This window comes from Myxococcus dinghuensis (assembly GCF_024198235.1).
In the GTDB taxonomy this organism is placed as follows: Bacteria; Myxococcota; Myxococcia; order Myxococcales; family Myxococcaceae; genus Myxococcus; species Myxococcus dinghuensis.
In genome coordinates this window covers 120,537-140,372 of the sequence record NZ_JAKCFB010000010.1, presented here as the reverse complement: position 1 = coordinate 140,372, position 19,836 = coordinate 120,537, and the positions used below count along the sequence as shown (strand labels likewise).

15 protein-coding genes and 1 riboswitch are annotated in these 19,836 nt (G+C 72.1%); of the genes, 8 read left to right on the top strand and 7 right to left on the bottom strand.

The features are described 5' to 3' along the window. Positions 1-41: 41 nt before the first annotated feature. The gene (locus tag LZ198_RS16320) at positions 42-3,608 is read right to left on the bottom strand and encodes a DEAD/DEAH box helicase (RefSeq protein ID WP_253972895.1); all 3,567 of its coding nucleotides are present in this window, start codon (positions 3,606-3,608) and stop codon (positions 42-44) included. A 158-nt stretch (positions 3,609-3,766) separates the two neighbouring features. Between LZ198_RS16320 and LZ198_RS16315 the strand changes: the two genes are divergently transcribed. Together LZ198_RS16315 and LZ198_RS16310 are read left to right on the top strand one after the other, a co-directional pair. Next, positions 3,767-4,717 (top strand): N-acetylmuramoyl-L-alanine amidase family protein, encoded by a 951-nt coding sequence (locus LZ198_RS16315; RefSeq protein ID WP_253972894.1) that lies wholly within the window; start codon positions 3,767-3,769, stop codon positions 4,715-4,717. A 63-nt stretch (positions 4,718-4,780) separates the two neighbouring features. Then, positions 4,781-5,761 carry an aldo/keto reductase gene (locus LZ198_RS16310; protein ID WP_253972893.1) on the top strand — a complete coding sequence of 327 codons (981 nt, stop codon included), beginning with the start codon at positions 4,781-4,783 and terminating at the stop codon, positions 5,759-5,761. 46 nt (positions 5,762-5,807) lie between these two features. Here LZ198_RS16310 and LZ198_RS16305 read toward each other — a convergent pair whose 3' ends face one another. From LZ198_RS16305 to LZ198_RS16285, 5 genes are all read right to left on the bottom strand, one after another. Then, the gene (locus tag LZ198_RS16305) at positions 5,808-6,599 is read right to left on the bottom strand and encodes a hypothetical protein (protein ID WP_253972892.1); all 792 of its coding nucleotides are present in this window, start codon (positions 6,597-6,599) and stop codon (positions 5,808-5,810) included. Between the two features lie 160 nt (positions 6,600-6,759). Further along, positions 6,760-7,464 (bottom strand): hypothetical protein, encoded by a 705-nt coding sequence (locus LZ198_RS16300; RefSeq protein ID WP_253972891.1) that lies wholly within the window; start codon positions 7,462-7,464, stop codon positions 6,760-6,762. A gap of 301 nt (positions 7,465-7,765) precedes the next feature. After that, positions 7,766-8,932 (bottom strand): DUF4130 domain-containing protein, encoded by a 1,167-nt coding sequence (locus tag LZ198_RS16295; RefSeq protein ID WP_323382679.1) that lies wholly within the window; start codon positions 8,930-8,932, stop codon positions 7,766-7,768. Positions 8,933-9,047: 115 nt separating this feature from the next. Beyond that, positions 9,048-10,016: an FHA domain-containing protein gene (locus LZ198_RS16290; protein WP_253972890.1), complete on the bottom strand. Its 969-nt coding sequence runs from the start codon at positions 10,014-10,016 to the stop codon at positions 9,048-9,050. Beyond that, positions 10,004-11,332: a S1C family serine protease gene (locus LZ198_RS16285; RefSeq protein WP_253972889.1), complete on the bottom strand. Its 1,329-nt coding sequence runs from the start codon at positions 11,330-11,332 to the stop codon at positions 10,004-10,006. Before LZ198_RS16285 ends, LZ198_RS16290 begins: the two co-directional genes overlap by 13 nt. 117 nt (positions 11,333-11,449) lie before the next feature. Continuing rightward, a riboswitch (cobalamin riboswitch) is annotated at positions 11,450-11,647 on the top strand. Positions 11,648-11,810: 163 nt separating this feature from the next. Between LZ198_RS16285 and LZ198_RS16280 the strand changes: the two genes are divergently transcribed. After that, on the top strand, positions 11,811-12,242 hold the full coding sequence (locus LZ198_RS16280; RefSeq protein WP_253972888.1) for an acyl-CoA thioesterase: 432 nt from the start codon (positions 11,811-11,813) through the stop codon (positions 12,240-12,242). 110 nt (positions 12,243-12,352) lie between these two features. On the opposite strand, the gene LZ198_RS16275 is transcribed toward LZ198_RS16280, so the two are convergent. Beyond that, on the bottom strand, positions 12,353-13,030 hold the full coding sequence (locus LZ198_RS16275) for a hypothetical protein (protein WP_253972887.1): 678 nt from the start codon (positions 13,028-13,030) through the stop codon (positions 12,353-12,355). A gap of 139 nt (positions 13,031-13,169) precedes the next feature. Between LZ198_RS16275 and LZ198_RS16270 the strand changes: the two genes are divergently transcribed. The 5 genes from LZ198_RS16270 to LZ198_RS16250 all read left to right on the top strand — a co-directional run bounded on the left by LZ198_RS16270 (position 13,170) and on the right by LZ198_RS16250 (position 19,823). Further along, complete coding sequence (locus LZ198_RS16270; protein ID WP_253972886.1) at positions 13,170-13,652, top strand: hypothetical protein; 483 nt, start codon at positions 13,170-13,172, stop codon at positions 13,650-13,652. A gap of 140 nt (positions 13,653-13,792) precedes the next feature. Further along, entirely contained in the window at positions 13,793-14,890 is a 1,098-nt protein-coding gene (locus LZ198_RS16265; protein ID WP_253972885.1) for a 6-phosphofructokinase, read from the top strand. A 27-nt stretch (positions 14,891-14,917) separates the two neighbouring features. After that, positions 14,918-16,876 carry a serine/threonine-protein kinase gene (locus LZ198_RS16260; RefSeq protein ID WP_253972884.1) on the top strand — a complete coding sequence of 653 codons (1,959 nt, stop codon included), beginning with the start codon at positions 14,918-14,920 and terminating at the stop codon, positions 16,874-16,876. Next, the gene (locus tag LZ198_RS16255; protein WP_253972883.1) at positions 16,873-17,901 is read left to right on the top strand and encodes a tetratricopeptide repeat protein; all 1,029 of its coding nucleotides are present in this window, start codon (positions 16,873-16,875) and stop codon (positions 17,899-17,901) included. Before LZ198_RS16260 ends, LZ198_RS16255 begins: the two co-directional genes overlap by 4 nt. Before the next feature lie 26 nt (positions 17,902-17,927). Continuing rightward, entirely contained in the window at positions 17,928-19,823 is a 1,896-nt protein-coding gene (locus tag LZ198_RS16250) for a sigma 54-interacting transcriptional regulator (RefSeq protein ID WP_253972882.1), read from the top strand. The last annotated feature ends 13 nt before the right edge of the window (positions 19,824-19,836 follow it).

The window sequence follows — 19,836 nt, the reverse complement described above, 5'->3', positions numbered from 1 at the left end:
CCTGCCCGTCGTCTTTGCGGGCCCCCGCCCTGCCCCGCGCTTCAGTGCCGCGTCCGCGACGGCGCGTCGTCCAGCTCGTCTGGCCGGGCGAGCCGCTGGGACAGGAGGCCGAGGAGCTCCTGGTTGGAGAGGCGGCCGGCCTGGTCCTTGCCCTCGAGCACGTCCGCGACGAGGGCGCGTTTGTCCTCGTGCAGGGCGAGCATCTGCTCCTCGATGGTGCCCCGGGCCACCAGCCGGTAGACGGTGACGGGCCGCTGCTGGCCGATGCGGTGCGCGCGGTCCGCGGCCTGGTCCTCCACGGCCGGGTTCCACCACGGGTCGAGCAGGATGACGCTGGTGGCGGCCGTGAGGTTGAGGCCGAAGCCGCCGGCCTTGAGGGAGATGAGGAACAGCGGCGCGGTGCCCTCCTGGAAGGCGCGCACGTGCTCGGCGCGGGCGGCGGGCGGCGTCTGGCCATCCAGGTACTGATAGGTGATGCCCCGCGCGTCGAGCAGCTCGCGCACCAGGGCCAGGTGCGAGGTGAACTGGCTGAAGACGAGCGCGCGCTGGCCTTCCGCGCGCAGCTCGTCGACCAGCTCCATGAAGCGCTCCAGCTTGGAGGACTCCAGCCGGGAGTTCGCGTCGAACAGGCGCGGGTGCGAGGCGAGCAGCCGCAGCCGGGTGAGGGCCGAGAGGATCTCGATGCGCCGCTCCTGATCGCGCTCCTGGCGCGCCATGGACTTCGACTCCAGCGAGGCGAGCGCCGCGAGCCGGGCGTCCTCGTAGAGCGCCCACTCCGCCGAGGACAAGACGACGGGCACGCGCACGTCCGTGCGCGGCGGGAGCTGGGCCTCCACCTGCGCCTTGGTGCGGCGCAGGAGGAAGGGTTGCAGCACGCGGGCCAGCGCGGGCGCGGCGGTGGGGTCCACCCGGCGCTCGATGGGGAGCGCGAAGCGCGTGCGGAAGGCCTCGTAGCTGCCGAGCAGCCCCGGGAAGACGAGCGTGAAGAGGCTCCACAGCTCGCCCAGGTGGTTCTCCAGCGGCGTGCCGGAGAGGGCGAAGCGGAAGTCCCCCTGGAGCGACCTGGCGGCGCGGAAGCGGTGCGTGAGGGCGTTCTTCAGCGCCTGGGCCTCGTCGAAGACGATGGTGGCGAAGCGAAGCTGGGACAGCCGGGCGCTGTCGCGCGTGAGCAGGCCGTAGCTGAGCACCAGCACGTCCCGGGGGCCGAGCCCCTCCAGCGTCGCGCCCCGGTCCTCGGACTCGGAGAACAGCTTCATCCGCAGCGAGGGCGCGAAGCGCTTCGCCTCGTCCACCCAGTTGAAGGCCACGGACGTGGGCGCCAGCACCAGCGCGGGGCCCAGCCTGGCGCGCTCCAGCAGCACCGCCAGCGACTGCACCGTCTTGCCCAGGCCCATGTCGTCCGCGAGCACCCCACCCGCGCCCCAGGACGCCAGCCGCGTCAGCCAGCGGAAGCCCTCCGCCTGGTAGTCGCGCAGCGGCGTCTTCAGCGTCGCGGGCACCTTCGGGTTCAGCTCCTTGGCGACGAAGATGCGCTCGACCAGCGTCCGCCACGTCTTGTCCGCCTCGATGTCCGCGCCCGCGTCACCCAGCGCGGCCAGCGCGTCCGCCGCCGCGGGGCCGATCTCCAGGCCATGGCGGGACACGTGCGCGTAGTCCGAGAGCCGCTCCAGGTGGTGGCGCAGCGCCTCTTCGATCTCGACGTAGGTGTGTCCCTTCACCTGGACGAAGCGCTCCTTGCGGCGGGCGGCGTCGAGCAGCTGCGCCAGCGCCACGCGCTCCCCCTGCACGGCCAGGCCGCCCAGCACCCCGAACCAGTCCCGCTTGCGCTCGACGACGACGCGCAGCGCCCCGGGCCCACGCGAACCGGACAGTTGCAGGGCCTCGCCCAGCCACTCCACCTCCGGTCGCGGCTCCAACACGCGACACGCCGCGAGCAGCGCCAGCGCGCCCTGCACACCCCGGAAGACGTAGGACAGCGGGCGGTTCTCCAGCGGCTCCGCCGTCTCGAGCGGCAGGTGCTCCAGGAGCGCCTGTGTCACCGCCTGCTCCCGGACGAAGTCTCGCACGGCGTGCGCGGCGTCGGTCCCCCGGCGCACGTAGACGTCCCGCGCGCCCTCGCCGGGAATGAAGGCCTCGCTGTCCGGCAGGGCCCTCACGCGCACGTCCACGCGGACGGCGCCGCCCGGCTCGATTTCAATCCGCAGCACCGGCAACTGCTGCGCCGGCACCTGCTCGCCCATGATGCCGCGGGGCATGGCCACCGGCAGCCGGTGCGCCAGCTTGGAGAGCTTCTCCAGCAGCGCGCCGTGGCTCTCCGGCGGGAAGGTGTTGCCGTGACGCTGGAGCACCGCGACGAGCGCGCGGACCTCCGGGCCCACGTCGAGCACGGTGAGCTGCCGCGCGCCCTCGTCCCAGAGGAAGTGCGCCTCCTCGGGCTTCGCCTTGCGCACGCGCTCCAGCATCGACGGGGGCAGCGTCGCCCCATCCACGCCCGCGGAGACGACGACCGCCCCACCCCGCTCCACCGCGACGATGCCCACCCGCGCGCGCTCGACGTGCACCCGCAGGTCCGGCGTCCCCTCCTGGGACAGCCGCGGATGGTCGACGAGCTCGAGCAGCAGCGCGCGCGAGGCGGGCGCCTCGCCCTCCGGCAACAACGACGCGAGCCGCGCGTCCTGCGCGGACAGCGTCGGCCCGTGCTCCTGGAGCAGCTTGCGCCGGCTCACCCGCGCGCCCGTCGACAATTGCCCCTTCTTGTTGCGGCGGTGGACGTACGGGAAGACCTCCACGCCGTAGCCCTCGATGACGTCGACGCGCCAGGAGATCTCCACGCCGGCCCCGCCCCCGGGGCCCTCGTCCAGCGCGCGCTCCAGCGCCCGGAGCGTCCGCTCCCACGCCGGCCGCACCAGTTCCTCCAGCGTGTCACCGAAGGCGTCCGTCCACGGCTGTCGCAGCCACTGCAGCGCCGCGTCGATGGCCGCCAGGAGGTGGACACACGGGGCCGCGCCGCACGTGCAGTCGCCCTGCACGGCGTGGGGCGCGAAGGTCAGGCTCGCCTCGGGGAGGATGAAGCCCATCTGCGCGCCATGGGGCAGCTCCGAGCAGCGCATCTCCCGGAAGCGGAAGCCAGGCAGCTCCGGCTCGAGTTGGAGCGCCTCGCGGACGAGCATGGCCGGAGGCCGTGGCGACACGGACGCGGGAATCCGGGCGCGCAGCTCGGTCAACAGCGTGTGGACGCGGTGGGTCCGCGCGTCCTCGGGAGACGCGAGCCGCTCGGGGAGCGACGCGCGCGCCTGCTCCGCGCCTCGGAGCTCCTCGTCCACGAAGCGCCAGGCGAACCGGGGCAACAGGTCCTTCATCCGCGGCGAAGGCAGCGTCTCCTGCGTCCACCGCTCCACCCCCTCCGCGCTCAACAGCTCCACCAGGCGGCGCCGCGCCGTCACCGGCCGGGCCTGGGGCAACAGGGCCGGGTCCACGCGCGGCGTCAGCACGGTGAGGCTCAACCTCGACAGGTGCTCGAGGCCACGCTCCCGAAGCCAGGCTCTCAGCGCGCCTTCCGTGGCGAAGGAGGGGACGGGAGGAACTGGCAGCGAGGGCTCCGCGGACATGGCCCCCCGCTTCTTCGCGATGCCCGAGGGAAACGCAAGCCCGACGGAGCCCCTGGGAGGTCGAGCAGGCGGCCTCCCTGCCCCCTCGCTTCCACCCTCCGGCCTTTCCCGTCACACTCAGGGAACTCCCGCGTCGCACCGAACATCCCATTCCGACCATGACGAAGACCGCCGGACTCCGGGGACTGGGGCTCCTCCTCCTCACCAGCGCCGCCTGTGTGGGCACGGCGCCGCCCCATGCGCCCCCGGAAGCCGCCACGTCCCGTGACGCGGCGACACCACCCCCGCCGGCCGTGGCCCCCTCGCCGGACGGGGCGCGGGCCCTCGATGTCACTCGGGAGGGCGGCGTCCCGCTCGTCGAGGTGCCTCCGCGCTGGCCCGCCCCAGGGTCCCGGTTGATGGTGCCGGAGGTGCGCTTCCCGGCCGGGTTCGGCAAGCGGCGCATCTACCTGGACGCGGGGCACGGAGCGGAGGGGAACACGGGGACCCGCTCCGTCACCTGCGAGGACGAGGAGGTCTTCACGCTGCGGGCGGCGGAGGACCTGGCCCAGCGGTTGGAGGCCACCGGACACTTCACGGTCCGCCTCAGTCGAAAGGCCGGCGCGCGCGTGCCCTACGCCCAGCGGCTCGCGGAGGCCGAGCGCTGGGGCGCGGACGTGTTGGTGAGCCTGCACTCGGACTCCCGGGGACTGGCGCACACCTGGTCCCCCGCGCCGGGCCAGGAGTGCTTCCGCCAGGACGAGACGCCGGGCTTCAGCGTCCTGTGGTCCGAGGACGCGACGCCTCCCCTCCAGACACGCCGCGCCCTGCTCGCGCGAGCGCTGGCGCGCAGCATGACGCGCGCGGGGTTCCTGGGCTACGACGGCATGGACTACACCGGCCTGTACGCGGTGGATACGGCGCAGGCGGGGGTGTTCGTGTCCCGCGAGCCCACGCACCGGCAGATCTTCGTGCTGCGCAAGCCCCGCATCCCCTCCGTCATCATCGAGACACACCACGCGCTCGACTTCGAGGAGTCCGCGCGCTGGCGCGAAGCGCGCACCCTGGAGACCTTCGCCGCCGCCGTGGCCCAGGGCCTGGTGGAGTCCTTCACAGTCCCGAAGGAATGACTGGACGAACGCCCCGGGCATTGCGTGGATACCCCTCCCCCGCATGAGGAGAGGAGCCCGCAGATGAAGTACACCCAACTGGGCCGCACGGGCCTGCGCGTGTCCCGGCTCGCCCTGGGCTGCATGAGCTATGGAACTCCGTCCTGGCGCCCCTGGGTGCTGGATGAAGAGGCCTCACAGCCCTTCTTCCGCCGCGCCGTGGAGCTGGGCATCAACTTCTTCGACACCGCGGACATGTACTCGCTGGGCGTCAGCGAGGAGGTCACCGGCCGCGCCCTGCGACGCTATGCGCGCATGGAGGAGGTGGTGCTCGCCACCAAGGTGTACTTCCCCATGACGGACGGGCCCAACATGCGGGGCTTGTCCCGCAAGCACATCGTCCAGGCCTGCGAGGCGAGCCTGAAGCGGCTGGGGGTGGAGGCCATCGACCTCTATCAAATCCACCGCATGGACCCCCAGACGCCCCTGGAGGAGACGCTGTCCGCGCTCGACCAGCTCGTGCGCCAGGGCAAGGTGCGCTACCTGGGCGCCTCGTCCACGTACGCGTGGGAGTTCATGCGGGCCCTGGGCGTGGCGGACAAGCACGGCTGGTCCCGCTTCGTGTCCATGCAGGACCACTACAACCTCGTCTACCGCGAGGAGGAGCGGGAGATGCTGCCGCTGTGCGAGGCGGAGGGCATCGGCGTCCTCCCCTGGTCCCCGCTGGCGCGCGGACTGCTCGCGGGCACGCGCAAGTCGCTGGGGGACCGGACCTCCACCACGCGGGCGAAGACGGACGCGTACGCGCCGGTGCTCTACGACCAGCCCGGCGACTGGGACGTGGTGGAGGCCACGCGCCGCGTGGCGGCGAGCCGCAACGTGCCGCCCGCGCAGGTGGCCATGGCCTGGCTGCTGTCGCGTCCGGTGGTGACGGCGCCCATCATCGGCGCCACGAAGATGGAGCACCTGGAGGACGCCGTCCGCGCGGTGGACCTCAAGCTCCAGCCGGAGGAGCTCCAGCAGTTGGAGGCGCCCTACCAGCCCCACGCCCTGCGCGGCATGTGAGGGCGTCGGGGGCCGCCCCCTCCCTGGCGGCCCCCGACACGGCCCCTCAGAGTTCGACCGCCGCCCCGGCGACCTCCTCCGGAACGGTCAACAAGGCGGCCTCGGGGCCCGCGCCGCCAAAGGCGATGGCCTCGAGGCGATTGTTCCGAGGGGCGTCCGGCGCGCGCGGGACACACTCCGCCTCCGACTGCGCCAGCGACAGGTCCGGGCGGACGGCCAGCAGGCGCCGTGCATTCAGCGGCGTGTAGCCCGCCGCCGCCTCGAATCCATAGCGATAGCGGTAGCGCATCACCGGGGTCGACAGGCACTGAATCGCCGTGCGTTGGCGAACCTCGGAGACGTAGGCCGACGCGATGGACGGATCGGACTTGCTGTAGGCCCGAGGAGAGGAGGCGACGGCCGCCCCCGGCACCACGACCTCCCGACAGGACACCACCGACTCCGAGTAGGACTGGACGACGCGCTGGAGCGCGACGAGCGGCTTGCCCGTCACGGACGCCATGCGCACCCGGGCCTGCCGCGCCTCGGGAGGGATGCCGTCGGGGCTCAGCCGGCTGCGGCACTCCAGCGACTGCCCCTCCTCCTGGGTGACGAAGACGACCTGGAGCTGGGTGACGAAGCGGGCCCCGGAGGCCTCCGCGCGGTCGAGGAACTTCAGCAACAGGTCCGAGCCATCCTCGTTCGCGCCGAAGGGCATGGAGATGGCCCAGGGCTTCAGCCCCGCCTGCCGCGCCAGCTCCGTCGAGGAGACGACGACGCGGGGTCCCGAGCCCTGGCCCGGCCCGTGGGCACAGGCCGACACGAAGAGGAGCAACACCGCCACCAAGGAACGCCACATGGGTTCACTCCCAAGCGAGATGAGACGCGAGGTCCAGGGTAACAGCCCCGTCACGCGCCGGCCCGCCACGTCGCCCCCGGGCAACCATCTCCCGCGCTTCCGATATGGAACCGGGTGACGCTCGTTTCCACGGGGCCTGGGCGGCCCCGAGCGCGACGCCTCACAGGTCGACGGACGGCATGGCCACGTCGTCGAGCCCCTTCAGCAGGGCGGCATCAGGTCCCTGTCCTCCGTAGGCGATGGCCTCGATGCGGTTGCCACGGGGCGCGTCCGGAGCCAGGAGGACGCACTCCGCCCCCGACCGCACCAGCCTCAGTCCGGGGCGGGCCTGTCGGATGAGCTCGGCGCGCGGTGGCGTGAAGCCCACGGCGTCCTCGAACCGATACAGGGAGCGGTATCGCGTCACCGGCGCCGAGGCGCACCACCGGGTCGGCTGACGCACATGGAAGCTGTCGACCCGCAGCGGTGGATACTCGTCATGCTCGTACCGCCGCTGGCCCAGGGAGACCATCACCAGGGGCGCATCCTCCTTGCAGGTCAGTTGCACGTCGGAAAAGGGCCGGTGGACACGCTGGAGCGCGACGAACGACGTGCCTGTCGCGGAAGCCATGTGTCCCCACGACGCGCGTGCACCGGCCCCGGGCCCCTCGGGCGTCAGCGGCGTGCGGCACTCCAGCGGCTGCCCCTCCTCCTCCGTGGAGAAGACGACCTGCAGGTCGGTGACGAACCGAGCCCCCGAGACCTCCGCGTGCTCGAGGAACTTCAACACCAACTCGGAGCCATCCTGGTTCGCGCCGAACGGCAGCGAGAGGGCCCAGGGCTTCAACCCCGTCTGTCGCGCCACGTCGGAGGAGGCGACGAGCACCGCCGGTCCCGCTCGCCCCGCGGGAGAATGGGCGCACGCCGAAGCGAAGAGGAGGAGCCACGGAACCAACGAGGAACGTCGCATGCGTCAACCCCCACCAGAGATGAGAAGCGACACCCAGGGTAGCAGCGAAGCACGCACGCCGCGTCCCCGCCCTCCTGGACACAACCACGCCTCCACGCCGCCGATATGAAAACAGGGCCGGGTCGTTTCCATGGGGCCTGACTCCCGCGCGACGCGCTCCATGAGGCCCGGGCCCACGTGAGCGCCGGCCCCCAGGTCCCCTCCGAGCGACCGCCCCTCAGCGCCCCAGGTCCCGTCGAACGCCCTGCCCCTGCCGCAGCCACGCGACAGCCGCGCGCAGGTCCGCCTCCAGGTGGATGCGGGACTCCGCGCGCTCCCGAGGAGCCGTCCGCGCGAGGACCTCCATGGGATGCAACGTGGCCAGCGTCCCTTCCGCCCACGGCGAGGGCAACACCTGTCCCCGATTCAGGCGGGAGTGGAACCCACCGCCCTGCAAGGCTCGCGTCGCCGCGTCTCCCAGCGTGACGATCATCCGCGGGCGCACCGCCGCCACCTCCTCCTCCCACCAGGGATGGCACGCCTGCACCTCCGCCTCCCCGGGCTCCGTTCCCACGAAGTGCTTCACCACGTGCGTCAGGTACACCGCCGAGCGCCGCAGCCCCGCGCGGGACAGCACCGCCTCCAACAACCAGCCCACCTCTCCGGAGAAGGGGCGTCCCTGACGGTCGTCGTCACCGCCGGGCGCGTCCCCCACCAGCATCAACGCCGCCCCCGCCGGGCCCTCTCCCCACACCACCTGCGTGGCCCCCGCGTGCAAGGGACACCTGCGGCACTCCCGCGGGGACGGCCCCGGCGCGACCTCCGGCCACCCGCCGGGAACGGCCTCCCGCGCCACCCCGGGTCCGAACGTGAGCCGATCCAGATCCCAATGCGCGCTCGCCTCCGGCGTCAGCAGGCTCCAGCGCAGCGTGGCGAAGCGCCGCACCAGGAACCGCGCGACGGGCCGCACGACCTGGTGCTCCGGCGCGTGCCACGCGACGAACGCCTCCAACCCCTGCTGGGACACCTGACGGAAGCGGACGCGGGCCACCACGTCCTGCATCTCCCGACGAACGTCGCGCTCCAGCTTCCGCAGCCGCCGGACCTCCGGGTCCGCGTCCCGCGTCAGCAGGCTCCGCTCTCCATGCGTCAGGCGCCAGAGCACCCGGTACAACCACCCCCAGCGCTCCGGCTCCCGGTGGCAGATGACCTTCTCCGCCAACCCCAGGAAGTCCCGGGGGACCACCGGCGCGGCGAGCCAGTCCGCGCCGCCCTCCCTCCGAGCCCCCCTGCGCCGCTCACGGGACTCCTCGAAGGACACCCACTCCGGAGGCGCCTGGCGCGCGAGCAACCCCCGCGCCACCTCCCGAAACGACACCAACTCCGGCTCCACGCAGACCCGCACGCCGACCTCCTGGGTGAAAGGAAGCACCGGGCCCGGCGGACACACCGGGCCCCCGCCCGGAGGTTCCTACCCTACCGGTCCGACATCCTCCGTCCACCCCGTGGCGTCGGGCGCGCTACTCCTCCCGCACGAGCGCGTCGACCTCCTCCTGGAGCCCCTCCGTGCCCGCGAAGAACGCCTCCACGGACCGCTCCCCGGAGAGCCGGAACGACGGCGGCAGCAGCGTGCGAGGGAACTCCAGGGACGTGCTGAACGGCTCGTTGCCCAGCAGGTCGTCCGCGCGCGACAGCGCCCCGAACACCAGCGTCACCACGGCGAGCACCCGCACCAGCCGCCCGGACTGCCACCGCGTCACGTAGCGCAGGTGCCAGAACAACCCCCAGCCCATCAGCCCCAGGAAGGCCAGGTGCTGCAACCACCCCAGCCCCCGCCCCAGCGACAGGCCGAAGCCCAGCGCGGTGATGGCCGGCGGCAGCACCACGGCGCCCAGCAGCACCAGGCACGCGATGGTCGTGTGCGTGCGGTAGTGGAACTGCCGCCGGGAGATGCGGCTCGCCACGGCCCAGCCCCCCGCCCACAGCAGCGTGAGGGCCAGGGGCATCACCACCGCCACCGTCAGGCTGCCCCAGTCGGTGCGGGCGTAGTTACCCAGGTAGGCCTCCAGGAGACTCGTGCCGAGCAGCGCCAGCATCGCCACCGGCAGGGCCAGGCCGCGCTCGAAGAGCCGCTCCCGGGGCGCCGCCGGGGCCTCCGCGACGACCGTGTCCGCGACGACGTGGTCGCGCGAACGGAAGCGCAGCACCGTGTCCCCCACCGCCACCCGCGCGTCCGACACCAGCTCCATCTCCGCCAGCCTCGCCCACGGGTCCACGCGCCACGTGCCGTTCTGGCTGCCCGCGTCGCGCACCACGAGCACGCCGTCCTCGCGACGCTCGATGCGCAGGTGCTCGGCGGACACCTTGGGGTCGTCCAGGATGACGTCGTTGGTGTACGCGCGCCCCACCGTGGCGGGGAAGCGCTCCAGCCGGTGACGCGCGTCGACGCCGTCCCCCTCCAGCACCTCCAGGAAGATCACTTCGTCCACGACAGGACCTCCAGGTACCGCCGCGCCAGCCGCCGCGCGTTCGCCGCCGAGAAGCCCCCCAGCGTCAGGCTCGTGTCCACGCCGCTGGTGCTCGCGTTGAGCGTGGCCGCGCGCAGCACCAGGTCATAGAGGCCCGGGAAGCGCCGGTACGCCCGGAGGCAGAGCGCGGCGCGCACCGGCAGCCCGCCCACGTCCACGAACTGCGTCTCGCAGCGGAAGTTCGTCACGTCCTCGCGCGAGGCCTCCACCAGATCCGGATCCTGGGAGAACAGCGCGCTGTAGAGCGACGAGAAGCGCAGCGCCCCCAGCTTCTGGCTGGTGGCGTGCTGATGCAGGTACGCCACCACGCCGCTGCGGTGATGCGAGGACAGGTAGATGTCCTCCTCCGACGAGCACTGGTAGTTCGTCACCGTGTACGGCACCTCCGGGTCGTGCGGCGTGTCCCCCCAGCACTTGAGGAACGGCGTCCAGCGCCCCGGCACCTGGTAGCTCCCCAGCGGCTGCTTCGGCAGCGCCGCCGTCATGAGCCGCTCGGTGAGCAGTTGCTGGTTGTCGAGGAGCTGCTGGCGCACCCGCTCCAGCAGCGTCGCCTCCTCCACCTCCGGCTCCGCGACCGCCCGCGCCAGCAGCGCCCGGGCGTGCTTCATCGGCACGAGGAAGCCCAACTGGTTGCCCATGGTGGCGACGTTGACGCCCACCACGCGCCCCTCGCCGGTGAGCGTGGGACCGCCGCTCATGCCGGGGTTGATGGCGCCGCTGAAGTGGATGCGCTCGTAGAGCGAGTCCTGGATGAGGCCGTTGAACGTGCCCTCGACGATGGTCGTCCCCAGGTCGTGCGGATTGCCCATGGCGAACAGCCGCGTGCCCTGCGGCGGCTCGCGGTCCTCCAGGGCGAAGAAGTCCGCCACCGGCTCCTGGATGCGGATGACGGCCAGGTCGTGCACCACGTCCACGTCCAACAGCCGCGCGGGCACCGGCTCCCCTCCGCGCCGCAGCACCAGCTCCGCGGTGTAGTCCTCCGGATGCAACACCACGTCGGAGACGACGTGGTAGTTGGTGATGGCGTGCCCCGTCCCGGAGACGAAGAACGCCGACCCGATGGAGGAGCGCGTACCGGAGCGGCGCTCGATGATCCGCACCTGGGCGACGCGGTTCTGGATGCGCTGGAACAACTCGTGGGTGGCCGGCGGCAGCACGGCCGGTGGCGGAGCAGGCGGAGCGGGGAGTGCGCGCACGCTGTCGGGGAGCGGCGGGCCCGGCTCGACCGGGGCGACCGGCGCCTGCGCGAGCACGGCGGCGAGGAGGATGGCGGACATGGAGGCCGCCCACGCTATCCCAGCGCTCCCCGCCCGTGGGTTTCCTCACGCATGCGACCAGGCCACCTCTTGATTCGTTGGCGGAGGCCGGAACACCCGTTAGGTTCCGCCTCGCCGAAGGTGCCTCGCGGTTCCCCCCGCGAGGTTTAGCAAGGGAATCCGGTGGGAATCCGGAGCTGCCCCGCAGCGGTCAGTGGGAACGAACGCCGTCGAACGCACTGGCCCCTCCGGGCTGGGAAGCGACGGCGCCTAGGAAGCGGAGGGACTCCGGACGCCGGCGCCCTCCCAGTGCCCATGAGCCCGAAAACCTGCCTTGGGCCCACGCGGGACGCCGGATGCGTCCCGAGTGGCGCAGCGCCCCCGGCCCTCGCGGGAGGGCCAGGGCCACCCATCGCGGCCCGCCGCCGCCGTCCTCGCGCGCCTTCACGCCGTGAAGCCCGTGGAGACGGAAGACGGCGCGGGCCAGGAGTCCAGACCCATGCGCGGTACCCCGACGTCCCTCCCCTCCTCCGCCACCGAGACCCGGATGGTGGACATGGTGTTCCCCGACCAGACCAACCACTACGGCACCCTCTTCGGAGGCGAGGCCCTGAGCCTGATGGACATGTCCGCGTTCATCACCGCCAGCCGCTACACCCGCCGCACCGTCGTCACCGCCTCCAGCGAGCGCGTGGACTTCCACACGCCCGTGAGGCAGGGCCAGCTCGTGGAGCTGATCAGCCGCGTGGTCGCCACCGGGAGGACCTCCGTCACGGTGGACGTGGAGCTGTTCGCGGAGGAGCTGCTCACCGGGACGCGCCAGCTGTGCACCCGGGGGCGCTTCGTCCTCGTCGCGCTCGACGAGTCCCACAAGCCCACGCCCGTCCCACCGCTCGCCCCGGAGCCGGACACGGTGGCCCCGGCGCCGTGAGCCGCCGCTGCCGCCCTGGATGACGTCGTGGAGCCCGCCCTGGCGCCGAGTCCCGGGGCGGGCCGCCACGCCATCGCGCGAGTCCCAGGCGGCGGACGGCCAAGGCCCGCTCAACCCTCCGACGCCGCGCCCAACCCCAGCCTGCGTCGACGCCACGCCGCGTACGAGGCCACGAGCGCCCCGGCCAACGCGCCCGCGAGCGCGCCCAGCACCCGCCTGGGGACGGCCCCCGGCGTGTTCGTCGGCTCCAGGTGGAACGTCTCCAACGAGGCGCGCACCCCGGGCGCCAGCAGCTCCCAGCGGACGGCCGGCGCGCTCACCATCACCACCACGTGCCGCCCCTCGGACGCCAGGCCCGCCACCAACACCGTGCGCACCTGCCCCGCCTCGCGCAGCGTGCCCAGCACCTCCACCCGGGGCACCACGCCCCCCAGGCGCTCCACCCGCTCGGGCGACAACGTCACCCCCAGCTCGCGCTGGAAGTGCTGCATCACCGCCGACGCGAAGTCCTCCCGCTCCGAGGGACTCGCGGAGAAGCCCTCGTCCACCACCGACACGACCAGCATCGCCGCTTCGGGCCCGTCACCATCCGCGAGCGCCGCGGACAACATCCGCGAAGCCCCCGGGTCCAACGCCACCGCCCCCGCGAGCGAGCCGGCGTAGGGCTCCCAACGCACCATGTGGAAGCCCTCGGGCGGCCGCAGGACATAGCCGTCACGACGCAGCTCGGTGCCGAGCGCGCCCGAGGCCAGCCACAGCCATCCCGCCGCCAGTGTCGAAGGGAGCACGCCCCGAGCATAGGGCCGTCACGACACACCCGCAGGCCTCGTGCGCCCGAATGAATCCTGGGTTTGAGGAGAATCCTGACAGCGAGGGCACGCCTTCGTTGTGACATCCCTTTCCCGCGCGGGTAACCTCCACTTCGAGATGACCCCTGCTGCCCGGGAGGAGATGGAAGCACGCGCCGACCGAGCCTTGCGCCGCGGTGAGCTCGCCGAGGCGCTCGACCTCTACGAGCTGCTCAGCCGCGAGTTCCCGGCCGACGCCTCCCTCGCCAGCAAGCTCACCGACCTGCGGGAGTCGCTCCAACCCATGGAGCTGCAGGTGCTCGAGGCCGCGCGCCCGCCTGAAGAGCCGGCCATGCCCCTGGGACCGTCGTCCCCCGCCCAGGAGGGCGAGCGGCTGTTCACCCTGGGCGATTACGCCGGAGCCGCCGCGGCCTACCGCCGGGCGATCCAGGAGCGGCCCGACAACGAGCTGTACAAGGAGCGGCTGCTCGAGCTGTTCCAGCTCGCTCGGGAGATGCCCCTACAGTCCCCCACAGACAAGGCACTCCCCAAGGCACCCCAGCCACGACTCCAGGCCCTGCTGGATCGCGTCGCGGCCCGGCGTCGCCTCAAGCGGGACTGATGGAAGGGCTCGATTCCATTCGGCAAACCGACCTGCCACGTGATTCGCGCGTTGCACGTCGGCGCGAGGGGCTCCTACAATCCGCCCCGACTCGGCTGTCATGGTGAAGCACCCTGCCTCTGACACCCGCGTCCGACCTTATGGCCCGTGCACTGCGACTCGGAGTTCTCACCGGTGGCGGAGACTGCCCCGGACTCAACGCGCTCATCCGCGGCCTCGTCAAGCGAGGCACGCACGAGTTCGGCCATGAGTTCGTGGGCATCGAGAACGGCTTCATGGGCCTGGTGGAGCCGGGGCTCGCCCGCCCGCTGAGCGAAGAGGACACGCGAGGCATCCTCCCCAAGGGCGGCACCATCCTGGGCACGTCGAACCGGGCCAACCCCTTCGCCTACGCGTTCCGCGAGGGCGAGCACTGGGTGGAGCGCGACGTCTCCGACGCGGTGTTGCGGCGCTGCGAGGAGCTGAAGCTGGACGGGCTCGTCGCCGTGGGCGGAGACGGGACGCTGTCCATCGCCCACCGGCTGAGCGAGAAGGGCCTCAAGGTGGTGGGCTGCCCGAAGACCATCGACAACGACCTGTGCGGCACGGACCAGACGTTCGGCTTCGACACCGCGCGGCTCATCGTCACCGAGGCGTTGGATCGGCTGCACTCCACCGCGGAGGCGCACGACCGGGTGATGCTGGTGGAGATCATGGGCCGGCACGCGGGCTTCCTGACGCTGGAGAGCGGCATCGCGGGCGGCGCGGACGTCATCCTCATCCCGGAGATTCCCTACCGGGTGGAGTCCATCGTCGAGAAGATCCGCCGCCGCGCCACGCGCCGCCGCAGCTTCTCCATCATCGCCATCTCCGAGGGCGCGTTCCCCGAGGGCGGCACGCTGTCGGTCCTCGACCGGGCGGAGGACGTGCCCGGGCGCGGCGTGGTGCGGCTGGGCGGCTCCGGCAAGGTGTGCGCGGACCTGCTCGCCCGCCACGTCGACGCGGAGATCCGCGTGACGGTGCTGGGACACCTGCAGCGCGGCGGCAGCCCGAGCGCCGCGGACCGGGTGCTCGCCACGCGCTACGGCTGCAAGGTGCTGGACCTGGTGCGCGACGGGCAGTGGGACCACATGGTGGCCCTGCGGGCCGGGGAGATCGTCGCGGCGCCGTTGAGCGAGTCGCGCAAGGAGCGCCGGGTGGACCCGGCCGGGGACCTGGTGCGCTTCACCAAGAGCATGGGAATCAGCTTCGGAGACTGAGGGAGGGGGAGGCACCCGCCGCACGTCATGACGCTCGTCGGCCGCCATATCGGTCGCTATCGCATCCTCGAGCAACTGGGCTCGGGGGGCATGAGCGTCGTGTACAAGGGGCTCGACACGGCCCTGGACCGCGAGGTCGCGGTGAAGGTGCTGCACCCGCACCTGGCCGGCAAGGACGAGTCGCGCCGCCGGCTCGCGCGCGAGGCGCGCGCCGTGGCCAAGCTGCACCACCCCAACATCCTGGAGGTCTTCGACTTCTCCGCGGCGGACGCGCAGGACGCGTTCATCGTCACCGAGTACATCCGCGGCCAGACGCTCAAGGTCTTCCTGGACGAAGGGCCCATGGAGCCGCCGGAGCTGGCGGCGATGATCATCCACGAGCTGGCCGCCGCGCTCGCCCACGCCCACGAGGCCGGCGTCATCCACCGCGACCTGAAGCCGGAGAACGTCATGGTGCGCGAGGACGGCGTCCTCAAGCTCATGGACTTCGGCATCGCCCGGCTGCTCGACATCGAGGAGCGGATGACGGTGACGGGCACGCTCGTGGGGTCGCCCGCGCACATGTCGCCGGAGATCATCGAGGGGCTGGAGGCCGGCCCGGAGGCGGACGTCTTCAGCGTGGGCATCATGTTCTACGCGGCGATGACGGGCCGGCTCCCCTTCTCCGCGCCCAACACCACCGCCACGCTCAAGCGCATCCTCGACGGCGACTACGAGGATCCGCGCCGCCGCGTGCACTCGCTGTCGGACGAGCTCGCGGACATCTGCGCCCGCTGCCTGCAGCGCGATCCGCGCCAGCGCTACCCGGACGCGGGCAAGCTGCGCGACGCGCTCGCGGACTACCTCGCGGGCCTGGGCTTCGCGCGCGTGGGCGAGGAGCTGGTGTCCTTCTTCGCGGACCCGCCCTCGTACAAGAAGCTGGCCCGCCAGCGCATCGTCGCGGCGCTGCTGGAGCGGGGCGAGCGGCTGCTCGCGGAGAAGCGCACGCCCCGCGCGCTCGCGTGCCTCAACCAGGTGCTCGCGCTGGACGCGGAGAACGCGCGCGCGCTCGGCCTGCTCAAGGGCATCCAGCGGGCGCAGCGCGTGAAGACGTGGCGCCGGCGCGGCATCCGGCTGGGCATCGGCCTGGCCACCAGCGTCGCGCTCGGCGTCGCGGGCTGGAAGCTGTACCAGTCCCCCGCGAACGCGGATCCCCGGACGGACCTCCCCGCCCCCACCGCGCACCCGGCGCCGGCGGGCGTGGCGACGCCGCCCGTGCCCGCCCCCGAGCCCTCGGAGGGAGGCCCCGACTCGCGGGTCCTCGGGCCCACGAGCCCGCTGGGGACGACGCCTCCCGAGCCCAAGGGCCCGGGCGCCTCGCGGGGGCTCTCCGGCGCGACGCGTCCCGCCGCAGCCCTGCCCACCGGCCAGGCGCAGACCCAGCCCGCCACGGCGGGAGGAGCGGCGAAGGGCGTGAAGGCCACGGGCGGAGGGCTGGCGGACGATGCCCGGACCCTGGCTGGCGAGTCCGCCCGCAAGGCCGGCCCGAAGAAGCTCCCCGTCTCCATCCTCGTGCGCCCCTTCGGACTGATCCGCGTCGACGACGGCACCCCCAGCGCCCAGGCGCTCCAGAAGCACGACGTGGAGATCACCCCGGGTTCCCACACCGTCACCATCTCCTGCGACTACTGCGAGGACGTGGTGGACACCATCGACGTGCGGACGGACACGGAGAACGTCTTCCACCTGCGCGCCCAACCCAAGTCCTCGCCGCTGAGGGTCGACTACGAGCCGGCGGAGGCCACGGTGCGCGTGGGCGACCAGGTCCGCACCGCGCGGGAGAGCCTCCAGGAGCCGTTCGAGATCCGCTCGCCGCGCGGGCCCGCGGGCTTCCAGAACTCCGCCACGGTGGAGATCTCCCATCCCGGCTACAAGACGGAGCGCAGGCAGGTCCACCTGAGGCCCGGTGAGCCCATGTCGATCCAGGGGAGCCTGCGTCCCGAATGAACCGTGGCATCGCGCTCATCGTCCTGTGGCTCGCGCTGTGGGCTCCGGCGACCTCCTTCGCCCAGGAGGACGTCGGGGATCCCGAGGTCGCCTCGCTGCGCGCCAGCTTCGAGTACGGCAAGTACGCGGAGGTGCTGGAGCGCGCGGGCGCCCGCATCGACCGCGGCGGCCTGGGCGAGGACGACCTGGTGGAGCTGCACAAGCTGGCCGGCCTGGCCGCGTTCAACCTGGGGCGCACCGAGGAGGCCCAGCGCCACCTGCGTGCCCTCCTGAGGTTGGATCCGGACTTCAGCCTGGACCCCTTCGTCGTCCCGCCGCCGGCGGTGGCCTTCATGGAGGGCATCAAGGAGGACATGGCCACGGAGCTGGAGTTCCTCCGTCAGGAGCGCCGGCTGCGCCAGGAGCGGGAGAAGGCGGAGTACGAGCGCCGCGAGCGCGAGCGCGTGGAGGCCGAGGTCCAGCGCCGCCGCGCCGAGGAGCTGGCCAGCCAGGTCACCGTGCGCACCGTGGAGAAGCGCAACTTCCTGGTCAACTTCGTCCCCTTCGGCGCGGGCCAGTTCCAACAAGGCCGCAACAGCCTGGGCATCGTGTTCGCCGCGACGGAGGGCGTGCTCGCGGTGACGAGCGTCATCTCCTACTTCGCCTACGAGTCGCTGTTCGAGGAGCGCCCCATCGAGCTGGACAACGTGCTCGACGAGGACGGGCGGGCCTCCATCACCATCCGCTACATCCCCACCAGCCGCGAGCGGCAGCGCGACACCTGGCAGTTGCTCAAGCTGGCGTCGGCGGCGGGCTTCTACACCATCTACGCACTGGGCGTGGTGGACGCGCTCTACCACCACGAGGACCAGGTGGTGCGCACCACCGTGGAGACGCGCGAGACGCAGCAGCAGCCGTCCGGCAACCGCCTGAAGTCCAGCACCTCCGTCTCCGCTCCGCCGCGCGCCCGGGCCCGTCCCAGCGCGAGCGTGGGGCTCTATCCCACCGCCGGCGGCCTCGGTGCCGGTCTCACCCTCTCCTTCTGAGCCTCCCTCCAGGTACGTGAAGAGCTATGGCCAGCCTCACCGTCCGCAGTGCTGATGGCAAGGTCCGCACCGTCTCCCTGCACAAGCGCATCACCAGCATCGGCCGGAGCGCGGACAACGACATCCCGCTCGAGGACCCGGGCGTCCCCGACAGCGCCCTGCACGTCACCTACGACGGCAGCCGCTACGAGGTCGGGAGCCTGGGCGCGACGTTCCAGGTCAACGGCAAGAAGCGCGACTCCCACGCGCTCGCCACCGGCGACGTCGTCCGCGTGGGCGGCACCGAGCTGATGTTCGCGCGCGAGGACGCCCCCCGCGCGCCCCCGCCCGCCCCCGCGCTGCGCCGCGACATCCTGGCGCCCGCGAACATCGAGGAGCCGGACTCGCACACCACGGAACTGCCCGGCGTGCCCGGCCGCGAGCTGGCCATGCTGCGCCGGCTCACCGCGTTCAGCGAGCGGCTGCTCGGCCTGTACGACGTGGAGCGCATCCTGGAGGGCCTGATGGACGAGGCCGTCGAGGTGACGCGCGCGGACAAGGGCTTCCTCATCCTCATGGAGAGCGGCGACCCGCGCGTGAAGGTGGCGCGCAACGTCGCGCGGGAGAACATCGAGGACGCGGTGGAGAAGCTGTCCGACTCCATCATCTCCAAGGTGGTGAAGGACCAGAAGCCGCTCATCGTCGCGGACGCGGTGGACGCGCCGGAGTTCAAGGCGAGCGAGTCCGTGGTCAACCTGCGCGTGCACTCCGTCATGTGCGTGCCGCTGATGCACAAGGGCGACCTGTTCGGCGTCATCTACGTGGGCAACGACCGGCTGGTGAACCGGTTCGAGCCCAAGAGCGCGGACATGCTCACCATCTTCGCGGCGCAGGCGTCGCTCGTGCTGCAGAACGCGATGCTGGTCAACGACCTCAAGCTCGACAACACGGAGCTGCGCCGCAAGCTGGAGGACCAGCGCTACGGCGACATCGTGGGCGCCTGCCAGGGCATGCGGGACGTCTACAAGCGCATCGACAAGATCGCCCCCACGGACATCTCCGTGCTCATCACCGGCGAGACGGGCACCGGCAAGGAGCTCATCGCCCGGGAGATCCACCGCCGCTCGCCGCGCCAGCGCGGGCCGTTCATCACCATCAACTGCGGCGCCATCCCGGAGAACCTGCTGGAGAGCGAGCTGTTCGGCCACGTGAAGGGCTCGTTCACCGGCGCGGTCGCCACCAAGGGTGGCAAGTTCCAGGCGGCCATCGGCGGGACGCTGTTCCTGGACGAGATCGGCGAGATGCCGCTCCAGCTCCAGGTGAAGCTCCTGCGCGCGCTCCAGGAGAAGATCGTCTACAAGGTGGGCGACAACCGGGGCGAGCCGGTGGACATCCGCGTGGTGGCGGCCACCAACAAGGTGCTGGAGGAGGAGGTGAAGCGGAACACGTTCCGCGAGGACCTCTACTACCGCCTCAACGTGGTGACGCTGAAGCTGCCGCCCCTGCGGGAGCGCGGCGAGGACGTGGTGGTGCTGGGCAAGTTCTTCCTCCAGAAGTACTCGCGCGAGTTCAACTCCAAGGCCAAGGGCTTCACGCCCTCCGCCGCCGTCTCCATGAAGAAGTACGGCTGGCCGGGCAACATCCGGGAGCTGGAGAACCGCATCAAGAAGGCCGTGGTGCTGGCGGACAAGCCGCTGCTGGGCCCCGACGACCTGGACCTCAAGCCGGAGAACCTGGAGCCCATCATGCCCCTGCTCCAGGCCAAGGAAGAATTCCAGAAGCGTTACATCAACGAAGTGCTCGCACGGAACAACGGCAACCGCACCAAGACGGCCAAGGACCTGGGCGTGGACCCCCGCACCATCTTCCGCCATCTGGAGAAGCTCGAGGCGGAGAAGACCGGGCGCCCGCTGCCTCCCGAGGAGGGCGACGAGCTGCTCTGAGGCAGCCCGTGGA

Excerpts from the sequence above, each read along its gene's own strand:
- LZ198_RS16320 (WP_253972895.1), bottom strand. The coding sequence starts at position 3,608 with ATGTCCGCGGAGCCCTCGCTGCCAGTTCCTCCCGTCCCCTCCTTCGCC.
- LZ198_RS16315 (WP_253972894.1), top strand. The coding sequence starts at position 3,767 with ATGACGAAGACCGCCGGACTCCGGGGACTGGGGCTCCTCCTCCTCACC.
- LZ198_RS16310 (WP_253972893.1), top strand. The coding sequence starts at position 4,781 with ATGAAGTACACCCAACTGGGCCGCACGGGCCTGCGCGTGTCCCGGCTC.
- LZ198_RS16305 (WP_253972892.1), bottom strand. The coding sequence starts at position 6,599 with ATGTGGCGTTCCTTGGTGGCGGTGTTGCTCCTCTTCGTGTCGGCCTGT.
- LZ198_RS16285 (WP_253972889.1), bottom strand. The coding sequence starts at position 11,332 with ATGTCCGCCATCCTCCTCGCCGCCGTGCTCGCGCAGGCGCCGGTCGCC.
- LZ198_RS16280 (WP_253972888.1), top strand. The coding sequence starts at position 11,811 with ATGCGCGGTACCCCGACGTCCCTCCCCTCCTCCGCCACCGAGACCCGG.
- LZ198_RS16270 (WP_253972886.1), top strand. The coding sequence starts at position 13,170 with ATGACCCCTGCTGCCCGGGAGGAGATGGAAGCACGCGCCGACCGAGCC.
- LZ198_RS16265 (WP_253972885.1), top strand. The coding sequence starts at position 13,793 with ATGGCCCGTGCACTGCGACTCGGAGTTCTCACCGGTGGCGGAGACTGC.
- LZ198_RS16260 (WP_253972884.1), top strand. The coding sequence starts at position 14,918 with ATGACGCTCGTCGGCCGCCATATCGGTCGCTATCGCATCCTCGAGCAA.
- LZ198_RS16255 (WP_253972883.1), top strand. The coding sequence starts at position 16,873 with ATGAACCGTGGCATCGCGCTCATCGTCCTGTGGCTCGCGCTGTGGGCT.
- LZ198_RS16250 (WP_253972882.1), top strand. The coding sequence starts at position 17,928 with ATGGCCAGCCTCACCGTCCGCAGTGCTGATGGCAAGGTCCGCACCGTC.